Source organism: Collinsella sp. TM09-10AT (genome assembly GCF_003436275.1).
Classification (GTDB): Bacteria; Actinomycetota; Coriobacteriia; order Coriobacteriales; family Coriobacteriaceae; genus Collinsella.
On record NZ_QSOP01000009.1, the window covers coordinates 38243 to 51028 of the forward strand.

14 protein-coding genes are annotated in these 12786 nt (G+C 60.8%); 8 read left to right on the top strand and 6 right to left on the bottom strand.

What is annotated here, in order from left to right:
* Positions 1-8 precede the first annotated feature (8 nt).
* Genes sufB through sufU form a run of 4 tightly spaced genes read left to right on the top strand, consistent with a single transcriptional unit; the run spans position 9 to position 4441 of the window.
* A complete protein-coding gene (gene sufB, locus DXD77_RS05165; protein WP_117648014.1) occupies positions 9-1421 on the top strand; it encodes a Fe-S cluster assembly protein SufB in 1413 nt (470 codons plus the stop codon).
* Complete coding sequence (locus DXD77_RS05170; RefSeq protein WP_117563903.1) at positions 1421-2692, top strand: SufD family Fe-S cluster assembly protein; 1272 nt, start codon at positions 1421-1423, stop codon at positions 2690-2692. Before sufB ends, DXD77_RS05170 begins: the two co-directional genes overlap by 1 nt.
* Positions 2689-4014 (top strand): aminotransferase class V-fold PLP-dependent enzyme, encoded by a 1326-nt coding sequence (locus tag DXD77_RS05175; RefSeq protein WP_199407881.1) that lies wholly within the window; start codon positions 2689-2691, stop codon positions 4012-4014. Before DXD77_RS05170 ends, DXD77_RS05175 begins: the two co-directional genes overlap by 4 nt.
* Entirely contained in the window at positions 4007-4441 is a 435-nt protein-coding gene (sufU, locus tag DXD77_RS05180) for a Fe-S cluster assembly sulfur transfer protein SufU (protein WP_117563904.1), read from the top strand. Before DXD77_RS05175 ends, sufU begins: the two co-directional genes overlap by 8 nt.
* 65 nt (positions 4442-4506) lie before the next feature.
* Here sufU and DXD77_RS05185 read toward each other — a convergent pair whose 3' ends face one another.
* Positions 4507-5307, bottom strand: coding sequence for a transposase (locus DXD77_RS05185; RefSeq protein WP_117563905.1), 801 nt, complete (start codon positions 5305-5307; stop codon positions 4507-4509).
* 403 nt (positions 5308-5710) lie between these two features.
* Here DXD77_RS05185 and DXD77_RS05190 point away from each other — a divergent pair, with 403 nt between their 5' ends.
* The 4 genes from DXD77_RS05190 to dinD all read left to right on the top strand — a co-directional run bounded on the left by DXD77_RS05190 (position 5711) and on the right by dinD (position 10273).
* Positions 5711-6445 carry an iron-sulfur cluster assembly scaffold protein gene (locus DXD77_RS05190; RefSeq protein WP_006235554.1) on the top strand — a complete coding sequence of 245 codons (735 nt, stop codon included), beginning with the start codon at positions 5711-5713 and terminating at the stop codon, positions 6443-6445.
* A gap of 18 nt (positions 6446-6463) precedes the next feature.
* Positions 6464-7468: a GGGtGRT protein gene (locus DXD77_RS05195; RefSeq protein WP_117563906.1), complete on the top strand. Its 1005-nt coding sequence runs from the start codon at positions 6464-6466 to the stop codon at positions 7466-7468.
* A gap of 256 nt (positions 7469-7724) precedes the next feature.
* The gene (locus DXD77_RS05200; RefSeq protein WP_117563907.1) at positions 7725-9251 is read left to right on the top strand and encodes an FAD-dependent oxidoreductase; all 1527 of its coding nucleotides are present in this window, start codon (positions 7725-7727) and stop codon (positions 9249-9251) included.
* A gap of 161 nt (positions 9252-9412) precedes the next feature.
* On the top strand, positions 9413-10273 hold the full coding sequence (gene dinD, locus DXD77_RS05205) for a DNA damage-inducible protein D (RefSeq protein WP_089572018.1): 861 nt from the start codon (positions 9413-9415) through the stop codon (positions 10271-10273).
* 415 nt (positions 10274-10688) lie between these two features.
* Here dinD and DXD77_RS05210 read toward each other — a convergent pair whose 3' ends face one another.
* Genes DXD77_RS05210 through DXD77_RS05230 form a run of 5 tightly spaced genes read right to left on the bottom strand, consistent with a single transcriptional unit; the run spans position 10689 to position 12753 of the window.
* The gene (locus DXD77_RS05210; RefSeq protein WP_006235549.1) at positions 10689-11642 is read right to left on the bottom strand and encodes a hypothetical protein; all 954 of its coding nucleotides are present in this window, start codon (positions 11640-11642) and stop codon (positions 10689-10691) included.
* A 3-nt stretch (positions 11643-11645) separates the two neighbouring features.
* Complete coding sequence (locus DXD77_RS05215; RefSeq protein WP_006235548.1) at positions 11646-11921, bottom strand: phage holin; 276 nt, start codon at positions 11919-11921, stop codon at positions 11646-11648.
* A gap of 10 nt (positions 11922-11931) precedes the next feature.
* Positions 11932-12243, bottom strand: coding sequence for a hypothetical protein (locus DXD77_RS05220; RefSeq protein ID WP_117563908.1), 312 nt, complete (start codon positions 12241-12243; stop codon positions 11932-11934).
* A gap of 1 nt (position 12244) precedes the next feature.
* Positions 12245-12427, bottom strand: a complete 183-nt coding sequence (locus DXD77_RS05225) for an XkdX family protein (RefSeq protein WP_117563909.1) — start codon at positions 12425-12427, stop codon at positions 12245-12247.
* A complete protein-coding gene (locus tag DXD77_RS05230) occupies positions 12427-12753 on the bottom strand; it encodes a hypothetical protein (protein ID WP_117563910.1) in 327 nt (108 codons plus the stop codon). Before DXD77_RS05230 ends, DXD77_RS05225 begins: the two co-directional genes overlap by 1 nt.
* Between the last annotated feature and the right edge of the window lie 33 nt (positions 12754-12786).

Here is a 12786-nt window from a genome sequence, read left to right on the forward strand (position 1 = left end):
GCGACGCAATGACCAAGAACCGCACCGAGGTCGCGGACATCGACCGCAGCCTCTACGACTTCACCTATGGCGAGGAGGGATTCGAGCGCCTCGACGCCGGCATCACGCCCGACATCGTGCGCGAGATCAGCGCCAAGAAGGACGAGCCGCAGTGGATGCTCGACCTGCGCCTCAAGTCCCTCGAGATCTTCAACCGCTTCCCTGACCCGACGTGGGGCCCCTCCATCGAGGGCCTGGACATGGACAACATCGTCACCTACGTCAAGCCCAACACCGACCAAAAGCACGACTGGGAGTCGGTGCCCGACGACATCAAGAACACCTTTGAGCGCTTGGGCATCCCCGACGCCGAGCGCAGCTACCTGGCGGGCGTCGGCGCGCAGTACGACTCCGAGCTCGTCTACCACAACATGCAGGATACGGCGTCCAAGATGGGCATCGTCTACTCCGGCATCGAGGAGGCCCTGCACGACCCGCAGTGGGAGCCGCTCATCCACGAGAAGTTTATGACGCTCATCCCGCCCACCGACCACAAGTTTGCGGCCCTGCACGGCGCCGTATGGTCGGGCGGCTCGTTTGTCTACGTGCCCAAGGGCACCAAGCTCGACTTCCCGCTGCAGAGCTACTTCCGCCTTAACGCCAAGGGCGCCGGCCAGTTTGAGCACACGCTCATCATCGTCGAGGACGATGCCGACCTGCACTTTATCGAGGGTTGCTCCGCGCCCAAGTACAACGTGGCCAACCTCCACGCCGGCGCCGTCGAGCTCTTTGTGGGCAAGCGTGCGCACCTGCGCTACTCAACTATCGAGAACTGGTCCAAGAACATGTACAACCTCAACACCAAGCGTGCGCGCGTGGACGAGGACGGCGACATCGAGTGGATCAGTGGCTCCTTCGGCAGCCACGTGGGCTACCTCTACCCCATGAGCGTGCTCAACGGCCGCCGCGCTCGCTCGAGCTTTACCGGCATCACCTTTGCCGGCGCCGGGCAGAATCTCGACACCGGCTGCAAGGTCGTGCTCAACGCCCCCGAGACCTCGGCGACCGTCGAGACCAAGGGCATCTCCAAGAGCGGCGGCATCCAGACGTTCCGCAGCTCTATTGTGGCGACACCCAAGGCCGAGGGTTCCAAGGCAACCGTGAGCTGCCAGTCGCTGATGCTCGACGACCAGAGCTGCTCCGATACCATCCCCGCTATGGACATCCGCGCCAAGAACGTCGACATCGGCCACGAGGCCACCATCGGCCGCATCGGCGACGACAAGGTGTTCTACCTGATGAGCCGCGGTATCTCGGAGGAAGAGGCCCGCACCATGATCGTCAACGGCTTTGCCAACCCGGTCTCCAAGGAGCTGCCGCTTGAGTACGCCGTCGAGATGAACAACCTGATCAAGCTCGAGATGGAAGGAGCGATCGGATAATGAAACAGACCACGAACACCGCTGCGACCACGCTCGAGCAGGTTAATGCGATGCCGGCCGCAACTTGGGGCTGGCTCAAGATGAACCAGACCAAGCTCGAGCTTTCGGACGAACTTGCCGCCGCCCCCGCCGAGGCCGTTGAGGTCGAGGGCTTGGACGAGCAGCTTGCCGGCTCGGCCGACGCCTTCGACGCCGCCATGGACGCCATGGCCGAGCGCTTCCCCGAGCGCCGCGCCTCCGCCCCCGGCGACGCTGCCGACCGTGCCCGCATCACGCCCGAGACCGAGCTCGACGTGCCCGCCACCTCTGTTTACCAGGCCGGCGCCATCAAGCTCGAGGAGGAGCTCTCCCCTGCCGAGGCCTTCGAGACCGGCATGGGCGAGGCCGCCTATGCGTATCTGACCGAGCACGCCACCAAGCGCATCGTCATCGATGTTCCCGCCTACCAGCACGCCGCCGTTACCGTGCGCGTGAGTGGCGTCGACGCAGCGGCTGCGATTGCCGCCATCGACGTCGTCGCCCGCCCGCAGGCAACGCTCGACCTCGCCCTAGCCCTGGACTCCCCCGTTGCCGGCGAGGGCGTCGTGGGCTCCGTGCTGCGTGTGTGCGCCCACGAGTACGCCACCGTCAACGTGACCTGCACGCAGACACTCGACGACAGCTGGATCGCACTCGACGACACCGGCCTGTTCCTAGACGAGGGCGCGCGCGTCAACGTGCAGCACACTGTCCTGGGTGCCGGCGCCAGCGCCACCGGCCTTGCCGGCGACCTGCTGGGCGATACCGCCAAGGTCACCATCGATACCGATTACCTGGGCGCCTGCGAGCAGGTGCGCGACTTTAACTACGAGCTGCGCCACCGCGGTCGCAAGACCGAGTGCGAGATCGACGCCAACGGCGTGCTGACCGGCACGTCCAAGAAGGTCTACCGCGGCACCATCGACCTCGTGCACGGCTGCAAGGGTGCAACCGGCACCGAGCGCGAGACGGTGCTTTTGGCCAACAAGGGCGTCGACAACAAGACCGTCCCCGTCATCCTCTGCGACGAGGACGACGTCGCCGGCAACCACGGCGCCACCATCGGTCACGTCCGCGACGAGCAGCTGTTCTACCTCGCCTGCCGCGGCCTTGACCAAAACGCCGCCGAGGACCTGTTCATCCGCGCCAAGCTGGAAGACGCCGCGCTTTCCGCCACCGACGAGCGTACCCGCGCCGCCGTCGTCCGCTTGGGCAACAACCTGATCGACAACTTTGAAGAGGAGCTCGCATGATCGACACCGAGCACGTTAAATGCGACACCTGTACCGCCCCCGAGCCCATGGAGCTCGACGCCAGCGACGAGGCCTCGCGCGGCTGGCCTACCGTAGACATCGAGACCAACCCCTACAAGGCACAGTTCCCGCTGTTCCAGCAGCATCCCGAGATCGCCTTCCTCGATAGTGCCGCCACCGCGCAGCGTCCCGCCTGCGTGCTCGACGCCGAGCGCGATTTCTACCAGCGCATGAACGCCAACCCCCTGCGCGGCCTGTACTCGCTGTCCGTCGAGGCCACCGACGCCATCGCGAAGGTCCGCCAACAGATCGCCGACCTCATCGGCGCCCCCCAGGCCAACGAAGTCGTCTTCACCCGCAACACGAGCGAGTCGCTCAACCTGGTCGCCAAGAGCTTTGCACCCACAGTCCTCGAGCCGGGCGACGAGGTCGTCATCACCATCATGGAGCACCACTCCAACCTGATTCCGTGGCAGCAGGTCTGCCGCGAGACCGGTGCCAAGCTCGTCTACCTCTACCCCACCAAGACCGGCCAGCTCACGACCGAGGAGGTTCTGGCCAAGGTGGGCCCCAAGACCAAGATCCTGGCCGTGGGTCAGGTCTCTAACGTCCTGGGCGTCGAGAATCCGGTCAAGAACCTCGGCAAGCTCGTGCACAAGTACGGCGGCTATCTGGTCGTCGACGGCGCACAGTCGCTGCCGCACATGCCAGTCAATGTGGCCGATCTGGGCGCCGACTTCTTTGCCTTTAGCGCGCACAAGGCCATGGGCCCCATGGGCATCGGCGTGCTGTGGGGCAAGATGGATCTGCTCAACGCCATGCCGCCCATGCTTACCGGCGGTGAGATGATCGACTCGGTTACTGAGCAGGACGCCGTCTGGGCTCCCGTCCCCGAGAAGTTCGAGGCCGGCACGCAGGACGCCGCCGGCATCTTCGCCACAGGCGCCGCCCTCGACTACCTCGTCAACACGGTGGGCTACGAAAACATCCAGGCACGCGAGCAGGCACTCGTCCACTACCTGATGGGCGAGCTCATGCAGCTCGACTTTGTCCAGATCATCGGCTCAATCTATTGGGATAACCACCACGGCGTCGTGAGCTTTAATGTCAAGGGCATCCACCCGCACGATGTCGCGAGCATCATGGACATGGACGGCGTCTGCATCCGCGCCGGTCACCACTGCGCGCAGCCGCTGCTCACCTGGCTGGGCGTCGAGAACCTTGCCTGCTGCCGCGCCAGCGTAGCCTTCTACAACGACAAGGCCGACATCGACAAGTTCATCGCCGGCCTGCATCACGTTTGGAGCACGTTCAATGGGTAATCTGTACACCTCCACCACATTTATGGAGCACAACTCGCACCCCGACTATAAGTACGAGATGGATGCTCCCACGCACGAGCACGACGGCATCAACCCTAGCTGCGGAGACGAGCTCACCTTGCAGCTGCGTGTCGAGAACAACGTGATCGAGGAGGCCTCCTTTACCGGTCACGGCTGCGCCATCAGCCAGGCCAGTGCCGACATCATGGCCGACCTCATCACCGGCGAGACCGTCGAGGAAGCTCGCCACCTGGCAGAGCTCTTCCTCGCCATGATCCGCGGCGAGAAGCTCTCCGAGGAGGACCTGGAAGACCTGGACGAAGCCGCCCAGCTCCAGGACATCTCGCACATGCCCGCCCGCGTCAAATGCGCCGAGCTCGCCTGGCGCACCCTCGACGGCATGCTCACGGGACAAAATAATCAGTAGTATTTGTCCCAAATCTTAAGAATTTTATTGGCCGAATCGCTTGACAAGAGTGGTTCGGCCATTTTCTATTCCGAGCCCTCAGCCTGAGCCTTTACCTGCGCATAAGCGCGCACGATACGAGAGACGGTACTCTTGCTGATTCCCGTATACCGTTCGATCTCGCGCACCGTGTAGCCGCCATCGTGCAGAGCGAAAATGATTCCGTCTCGCCGCGAGGGCGCTACGGTCTTGAGTTCGTTGAGCGGCACACCCAGGCGCTTCGCCATCTTGTCGGCAAACGCACGCCGCTCCCACTCCGTCTCATCCATATCGTGAATCACCGGATCGGAACCATCGGGCATCGACAGAGAATAATCCAGAAACCCCTTGGCAGACTCAAAGAGCTCAAGCACACAAGAAGGATCCGAAAATCCCCTCGTCATATCGTTGTCATACGCTCGAAGATACTCGGCAAAGCTGCTCCAGGGATAACGCTCGATCAGGGCGATACCCGCCTCCTGCGGATTAGCGTGAACATAGCGAATGGCAGCCATCAGATAACGGTCGGTATCGAGCGAGCGCCGGTCAAAACGGTTCTGGAACAGATGGCCCGTGCGCCCCGTGCGTTTATTGAACCGCCGCGCGTACGTCAAAAGCAGCCGGTGCATCGCCGCGCTCATCGCGTCCTCGTAATCTGCAAACACCAAATGCACGTGATTGCCCATAAGGCACCAGGCTACAACCGTCACGCCCGCCTCGCGGCAGCAATCACGCATCAGCTCCAAAAACTCCCACCGGTCTTCATCGCCCTCAAAGATGAGCTGCTTGCCCACACCGCGGGCACAGACATGGTAAAAGCCGGTAACCGTTCTCCAAACGCGCTGCATGGCGCTCCCTTCGCCGGGATCTGATTGCCATCCAATACAGCACGATTGAAGCGTGCCATCAAAACATTCACGCAAAACAATACACTCGCGCGGCCAAAGGCAGTAAACGGGCGGCGAACGGCACCGTTGCAACAGGTCAGACCCCGCAACGCATACAAGAGCTGACCAAAAGCTTGCCCAAGACGAACCCCCTCTACGGAAATTCGCGACCACAGAACATATAGTTAAACCGTTTCAATTAAAACTTCCGGACTTCTCGCTACGAAAACTGAGCCGTTCGCCGAATATTCCGTGCATTTCGCGGTATTATAGGGGCTGCATGTCATGTCCCTTTCGAAGGGTCGCCCGGCAATCGCCAGCCACGACCCCCAGACGGGACGCCAACACGATAGAGAGGAGAGGCATGCAGTACTCACAGGAAGTGGAGAACATGTGCCCCGTTGCCAAGGGTGCATACCACGGCCCCGCACCCATCCCCGAGGAGGGCAAGTGGGTCCAGGCTAAGGAGATTTCCGACATCTCCGGTCTTACGCACGGTGTGGGTTGGTGCGCACCTCAGCAGGGCGCCTGCAAGCTCACGCTGAACGTCAAGGACGGCATCATCGAGGAGGCCCTCGTTGAGACCATCGGCTGCTCGGGCATGACCCACTCTGCTGCCATGGCTTCCGAGATCCTTCCCGGTAAGACCATCCTCGAGGCCCTCAACACCGACCTCGTCTGCGACGCCATCAACGTTGCTATGCGCGAGATCTTCCTGCAGATCGTTTACGGCCGCAGCCAGACCGCGTTCTCCGAGGGCGGCCTGCCCGTGGGCGCCTCCCTCGACGACCTCGGCAAGGGCCTTCGCTCTCAGGTCGGCACCATGTTCGGCACCAAGGCCAAGGGCGCTCGTTACCTCGAGCTCGCTCAGGGCTACGTCACCCGCATGGCTCTCAACGACAAGAACGAGATCATCGCTTTCGAGTTCCTGAACCTCGGCAAGTTCACCGACGCCGTCAAGGCCGGCAAGACCCCCGAGGAGGCCATCGCTGGCGCTATGGGCCACTATGGTCAGTGGGAGAACGCTGCCAAGTACATCGACCCGCGCACCGACGAGGAGACTCACTCCGTCGCCAGCGTGTTCCCGGTTCACGAGTAGAAAGGGAGGGAAATAACTATGACTGTTACGTTCGAAGGTTACGAGCGCCGCGCTGACAAGATCAACAAGTGCCTCGCCGACAACGACATCGCCTCCCTCGAGGAAGCTCTGCAGATCTGCACCGACAAGGGCTTCAACCCGCGTGAGATCGTCAACAACACCCAGTCCATCGCCTTCCAGAACGCCGAGTGGGCCTACACCCTCGGCTGCGCTCTCGCTGTCAAGCGTGGCGCCAAGACTGCTTCTGAGGCTGCCGCCATCATCGGCGAGGGCATCCAGGCCTTCACCGTTCCCGGCTCCGTCGCCGAGGACCGCAAGGTCGGTCTGGGCCACGGCAACCTGGGCGCTATGCTGCTCTCCGACGACACCGAGTGCTTCGCCTTCCTGGCCGGCCACGAGTCCTTCGCTGCCGCTGAGGGTGCTATCGGCCTGGCTCTGAACGCCAACAAGGCTCGCAAGAAGCCGCTGCGCGTTATCCTGAACGGTCTGGGCAAGGACGCCGCCCAGATCATCGCCCGCATCAACGGCTTCACCTACGTGAAGACCCAGTTCGACTACTACACGGGCGAGCTCAAGGTCGTCGAGACCATCCCTTACTCCGATGGTCCCCGCGCTGCCGTTAACTGCTACGGCTCCGACGACGTCCGCGAGGGCGTTGCCATCATGTGGCACGAGAACGTCGACATCTCGATCACCGGTAACTCCACCAACCCCACGCGCTTCCAGCACCCCGTCGCTGGCACCTACAAGAAGGAGCGCCTCGAGGCTGGCAAGAAGTACTTCTCCGTCGCTTCTGGTGGCGGCACTGGCCGTACCCTGCACCCGGACAACATGGGCGCCGGCCCTGCCTCTTACGGCATGACCGACACCATGGGCCGCATGCACTCCGACGCCCAGTTCGCCGGTTCTTCCTCCGTGCCTGCGCACGTCGACATGATGGGTCTCATCGGCATGGGCAACAACCCCATGGTCGGTGCCACCGTCGCCTGCGCTGTCGCCGTCGAGGAGGCCCTCAAGGCCTAATCGCGCCCGTGCGATGCTCATATAGTTGAGCTTTGGAGCCGCTACCTTTCGAGGTAGCGGCTCTTTTTGTTTGCGCTGCTGCAGGGTGGCTAACGCCAATATATCAGTTGGGGCGATATACGAGATGTGATGAAATGGAGCATCAGAACGCCCATGACGCCCACCTGCCATATGTGCCCTTTACCGATTTGCCGAGTCTTTGCGGCCCCATTGCCGATCACCCGTGCGACAATGCGCCGGACGAGAAAGGAATCCGATGGAATCGACTGATGTACTGGTAATTGGATCTGGCATTGCGGGACTTTGCGCCGCCATCGAAGCGGCACGCACGGGTGCAACCGTCACTGTGGCAAGCGCCGGCAAGACTATGAGTGGATCGAGCTTCTTCCCCGGAACCTGGGGCCTGGGGCTTATCGGACCCGTTAACGAAGACGACGAACAAGACCTCATCGACACCATCCAGACCGTTGGTGGCGGCGTCGCCGACCCCGAGCTTGTCCAGACGTTTGTCCGCGGCATTCCCCAGGCAATTACATGGCTCGAACGGGATCTGGGTGTTGAACTTCAACGCCCACAAAATGCCGAGAGCGCCCAGCAAAAGCAGTTTATCCCCTGCTTTGACCACAAGACGCGCATGTGGCGCGGCCTCACCCGCAAGCCCCTTGAGGACGCTCTGACGACCCGAATCGAGTCACTCGGCATTCGCCTGCTCCCCCGCTATGAGCTTATCGACCTTGTTGAGGACACGAACGGTAGAATAACCGGAACCGTGCTCTACGACCTCACCGAAAATCGAATCGTGCCCTTTGCTGCCAAGGCCACGATCATCGCAACCGGTGGCACAGGCGGCCTGTTCGAGCGCAGCCTTACGTCGGCTGATGTGCTCAGCTCCTCGCAGGCCATCGCGCTGGCGCACGGCGCAACACTTACTAATATAGAGTTCATGCAGATGATGCCCGGTTTCATCGAGCCCAAGCGCAACCTGGTCTTCAACGAGAAAACCTGGCGCTACGTACATGTAGACCAGCCGGTAGATATTGCCGACGACAAGCTGGACGACCTGCTTGAGCAACGCTCCGGATACGGTCCCTTCACTTCGCGCCTGGCTTCCAGCGCCATCGATCTCGTCATCGATCAGGCAGGTGTCGAAGGCCTGGCACTCCACTACGACTTTCCCCGCGAGGATGTCCCAGAGTTTGTGCAGACCTTTGCCACCTGGCTGCAAGACGAGCACGGCATCGCCCCGACTGACGAGATGCGCGTTGCGATGTATGCCCACGCCGCTAACGGCGGCATCAAGATCGATAAGACCGCGCAAACGGGCGTTGAGGGCCTCTACGCTTGCGGCGAGGCGACAGGCGGCATGCACGGCGCCGACCGCATTGGTGGCTTGTCAAGCGCCAACGGCATCGTGTTCGGGCGCATCGCAGGCGCATCGGCAGCCCAAGCAGCACAGAAAGAGCCCGAGACAGCCCTGAAGGCGGATATCGCCCTCCCCCAGTACGGCATAGCCGCAACAGATGCCGAACGCCTGACACACAGCCTAAGGCACACGATGAGCACCTATTGCATGATCAACAGGACCGAAACAGGCCTATCCGAGGCACTACACGAGCTTGAAAACATTCAAGATGATGCCACAGCTCTAAATAAGCCGCATGCCAACGACAGCGAAATCGCTGCGCTCGCCCGCATACAGTCGCAGATTCAACTAGCACAGGAAATGGTCAAAGCCATGCGCAACCGAACCGAAAGCCTGGGCTCGCACTATCGAGCGAATTAAACTGGACACCTATCTAAAGCAGAACACAACTAATCGATATCTATGGGCCCCGTGAGCTCGAAGTGGCACGGGGCCCATTCGTGTCCGCACGGCAGCGTATCCTTATTCCGAATACAGAGCGTGCAAAGCCTGCATAGACAATAGACCAGCGAGGAGGAGATATGGACAGTAGAGATATCGAGAAGTGGCGTGTCAAACTTGATAGCTACGCCAATGTGGAAGACGGCGTTGAGTATTGGCTCGCACGCGATTTAATGGAACCCATGGGATACACTCGATGGGAGAACTTCGCCGAAGTTGTTAAGAGGGCAAAAGTCTCGTGCGAAACAAATAAAACTCCAGTTGATTCCCATTTTCGTGACACCACGAAAATGGTAACTGCCGGTGTCGCCGCTCGTGCGGTTAAAGACTACAAGCTTACGCGCTATGCATGCTATTTAATCGCCCAGAACGGAGATTCAAACAAGCCAGAGATTGCACTCGCCCAAGCATACTTTGCCGTGCAGACGCGCCGCCAAGAGCTCATAGAGCAGCGCTTCGCAGAGATTCAGCGCTTACAGGCGCGCCACTCGCTATCCGATTCAGAGAAACAGCTCTCGGGTATTGCATTCAAACGCGGCGTGGACTCCAAAGGATTCGCGATCATCAAGTCGAAGGGCGATGAAGCGTTATTCGGCGGCAGAAGCACGGCGGAAATGAAGCAGCAGCTCGGCATACCCAAGAGCGCGGCATTGGCGGACAGGTTAGCCGATGTCCTCATCAAAGCAAAGGACCTTACGAACTCGATGACGGCCTTCAACGCCGAGGAACACGACCTGTACGGTCTGGACAAGATCAAGCAAGAGCACGTCGAGAACAACACAAGCGTGCGTGGCAGCCTCATCGACCGCGGAATTGTACCCGAGAACCTACCGCCTGCCGAAGATACAAAGAAGCTCGAACGTCGCGTGAAAGCAGACGAGAAAAAGCTCAAGGAGGGTACAGACGGATTCACCGACCCCCAGGGCAGGCTCGACTTGTAAAGCGTCTGTGCCCTTACGGGTTCAGCCTCATGCGAGGTTAATAAAAAAGACGGCCAACCGAAGTTGACCGTCTTAACAATCTTTGGTGGGCCGTCAGGGGGTCGAACCCTGGACCTTGGGATTAAGAGTCTTGAACGTGATGTTATGGAGTGCCTTGTAGCAGCAAAATCGCAGGTAGTTATGTTTCCACACTCTCTCACCGCACTGAAACTGCATTGCAGAACGGATATTGACGGATACCCGGCAATGCATAAAGCCCCTCCCCGTCAGTTCATGCCGGGGAGGGGCTGCATCTATCAATTTCTAAAGTCTTTTTGGCTGCCGACGCGCACGATTGCCCATCCGAGAAGACCGGTCAGCAGTCCTGCAGCAGCGCCGACAATAAAACAGATATCAAACGGATTCATATGCACACCTATCGATAGAGTTGCTTGACGAGCGCTTGGCCGATGGCGACGTTGGTGTCGCGGCCCTGGTATCCGTCCGCACCCGATGATCCGCACGAGATACCTTGAGCGATAAGCCACTGCTGGTGTTTGAAGACCGTTCCCGAACCCATCTGTCGCGCCTGAACACCGCCGACCACGGGATAGACTTTGCATCCGACCTTGTCCTGCAGGGCGCGGACGGCATTCGAGCCAACCCCGCCCTTGACGTACTCGATTACGCCGCGGTCGCATGCCCAAAGGTATCGCTCATTCGCCGGCCATTGACCGGAGATCACGCCATCGGCAGTCGTGCCGAGCTGGCGTTGCAGCTCCTTGGCCATCTTCGGGCCGAAATATCGCGTGTCTCCGAGGCTCGGGACCGTATTGTCCGCGACTTCCGTATTTGACCCATTCAGTGTCTTGCCGTCGCCAAGCCAGTAGAGCGTGCCGTCCCATGGGTAGCTGTAGTACGCCTTGATGTTGGACTCGCGCCCGGTCTGGTCGCCCTTGGTGCCGGTGACGGTCCCCTTTTCAGAAATGGAGAATTGGGCCAAGAGGTCGCCGCGAGCTGATCCATAGGGAGAGACGCACACGGCGGTGTGGCACTTCTCGTTGAGGTAGATGTCTCCACGCTGGGCGGACTTGACGCCCATCTTACGCCAGCCGAAAAGACCCGTCTTGAGCAGCTGCTCCCGCATGTTTCCGGTATACGAGGCTCCGAAGGTATTGACGCCGACCGCGCGGAGGGCGGTCACTACGGCCGAGGAACAGTCGCGATCGCCACCGGCAATAGTGACGGTGGTGCCGTCGGACAGACAAATCGTCTCGGTCGTTCCGTCCCCCATGCGGTTGGCCTGCGAGTATCCGTGACCGCCGCCCCCATCATGGGAGACGAGGTGTTCCATGACCTGCGCGAAGGCCTCGCGCTGTGTGATGGCCATGGCCTACTCAACCGCCTTGGCGTCATATGCGGCATGGGGCTCGCTGTACGACATGGCACGCTTCGAGTCCGACGCGCCCTTGGTGGTCGGATCGACGATCACGCCGAAGCCGGCGAGAACGGTCAGGATGATTCCGACGAGCTGGATGAGCGACCCCTGAGAGATAGGCGCCACGACTCCGAGGATTCCGAGCACCTGATAGGCTGCGCTGATTACGGTGGCGGCCAATGCCGCGAGCGTCTGCTTATTCTTGAAGCGAAGGGCCCAGTTGATTTTCATTTTTCAGCTCCTAATCTGACCCGCCGATACCGTGATGCAGGTCGTAATTCTTCTCGACGCGGTCGAGCCGGTTGAACAAGGTGATGACCTGTTGCTCGACTTTCGTGAGGCGCTCGCCGTGGTCGTCGAGCTTGCGGTTGATCTCCTTGACGCCGTCCTTGATCTCGCTCGTGTCGCCGCAAAGGCTGTCGAGCTTGTCTTCGGTCCGCTGCTCCTTGGCAGACGATGTTTTGGATACGGAGACGCGCCCGATGAAGAACGTGACAATCACAACGGCGGCCGAGAGGACCGACGTTGCCTCCCCGATGCTCAGCGCCGGCACCCTAAACCTCCTCCGCGTACTCTTCTCCGACGATCTCCTCATATTCGTCGCATGTGATCCACTTGCAGTCCACGGCTCGATGCACCATGGCCTTGGTCCAGAGGCCGCGCTCGTAGTAGCGCCTCACCTTGTCATAGTTCTTCGAGTGCGCCACCGTGGTTGCAGCCTTGACGCGTACCGCCATTACTGTTCACCCCCGACCGTCATCATCAGGTAGTCGATGTTTGCCGTGTTGGTCTCGGTTTGGCTGGGCTCGGCGACCTTCTCGCGCATCTGCTCAAGCAGCTTGTCCACGTCCGGGGCCTCACCCTTTCCGTAGGCGGCGACGGCCGCGGTGTAGGCGAGCTTTCGCGCCTTCCGCTCAACGTACTCGTCATCGTCGATAACGCCCGCGTCGTGCGCCGCGTCGGGGTCGCCGATCTGCGACAGCAGATCGCGCAGGGCGTTGACCTTGGCCATGGTGCCGTCTTGAAGCTCGTTGGGGCGCGGCATGTCTTCCTCAGTGTCCATGCGGACTCCTCTCTTGTCGGGGAATGTGTCGCC

Coding starts and splice junctions, on each gene's coding strand:
- DXD77_RS05170 (WP_117563903.1), top strand. CDS start 1,421: ATGAAACAGACCACGAACACCGCTGCGACCACGCTCGAGCAGGTTAAT.
- DXD77_RS05230 (WP_117563910.1), bottom strand. CDS start 12,753: ATGGACACTGAGGAAGACATGCCGCGCCCCAACGAGCTTCAAGACGGC.
- DXD77_RS05175 (WP_199407881.1), top strand. CDS start 2,689: ATGATCGACACCGAGCACGTTAAATGCGACACCTGTACCGCCCCCGAG.
- dinD (WP_089572018.1), top strand. CDS start 9,413: ATGGACAGTAGAGATATCGAGAAGTGGCGTGTCAAACTTGATAGCTAC.
- DXD77_RS05200 (WP_117563907.1), top strand. CDS start 7,725: ATGGAATCGACTGATGTACTGGTAATTGGATCTGGCATTGCGGGACTT.
- DXD77_RS05225 (WP_117563909.1), bottom strand. CDS start 12,427: ATGGCGGTACGCGTCAAGGCTGCAACCACGGTGGCGCACTCGAAGAAC.
- DXD77_RS05215 (WP_006235548.1), bottom strand. CDS start 11,921: ATGAAAATCAACTGGGCCCTTCGCTTCAAGAATAAGCAGACGCTCGCG.
- DXD77_RS05195 (WP_117563906.1), top strand. CDS start 6,464: ATGACTGTTACGTTCGAAGGTTACGAGCGCCGCGCTGACAAGATCAAC.
- DXD77_RS05210 (WP_006235549.1), bottom strand. CDS start 11,642: ATGGCCATCACACAGCGCGAGGCCTTCGCGCAGGTCATGGAACACCTC.
- sufB (WP_117648014.1), top strand. CDS start 9: ATGACCAAGAACCGCACCGAGGTCGCGGACATCGACCGCAGCCTCTAC.
- sufU (WP_117563904.1), top strand. CDS start 4,007: ATGGGTAATCTGTACACCTCCACCACATTTATGGAGCACAACTCGCAC.
- DXD77_RS05185 (WP_117563905.1), bottom strand. CDS start 5,307: ATGCAGCGCGTTTGGAGAACGGTTACCGGCTTTTACCATGTCTGTGCC.
- DXD77_RS05190 (WP_006235554.1), top strand. CDS start 5,711: ATGCAGTACTCACAGGAAGTGGAGAACATGTGCCCCGTTGCCAAGGGT.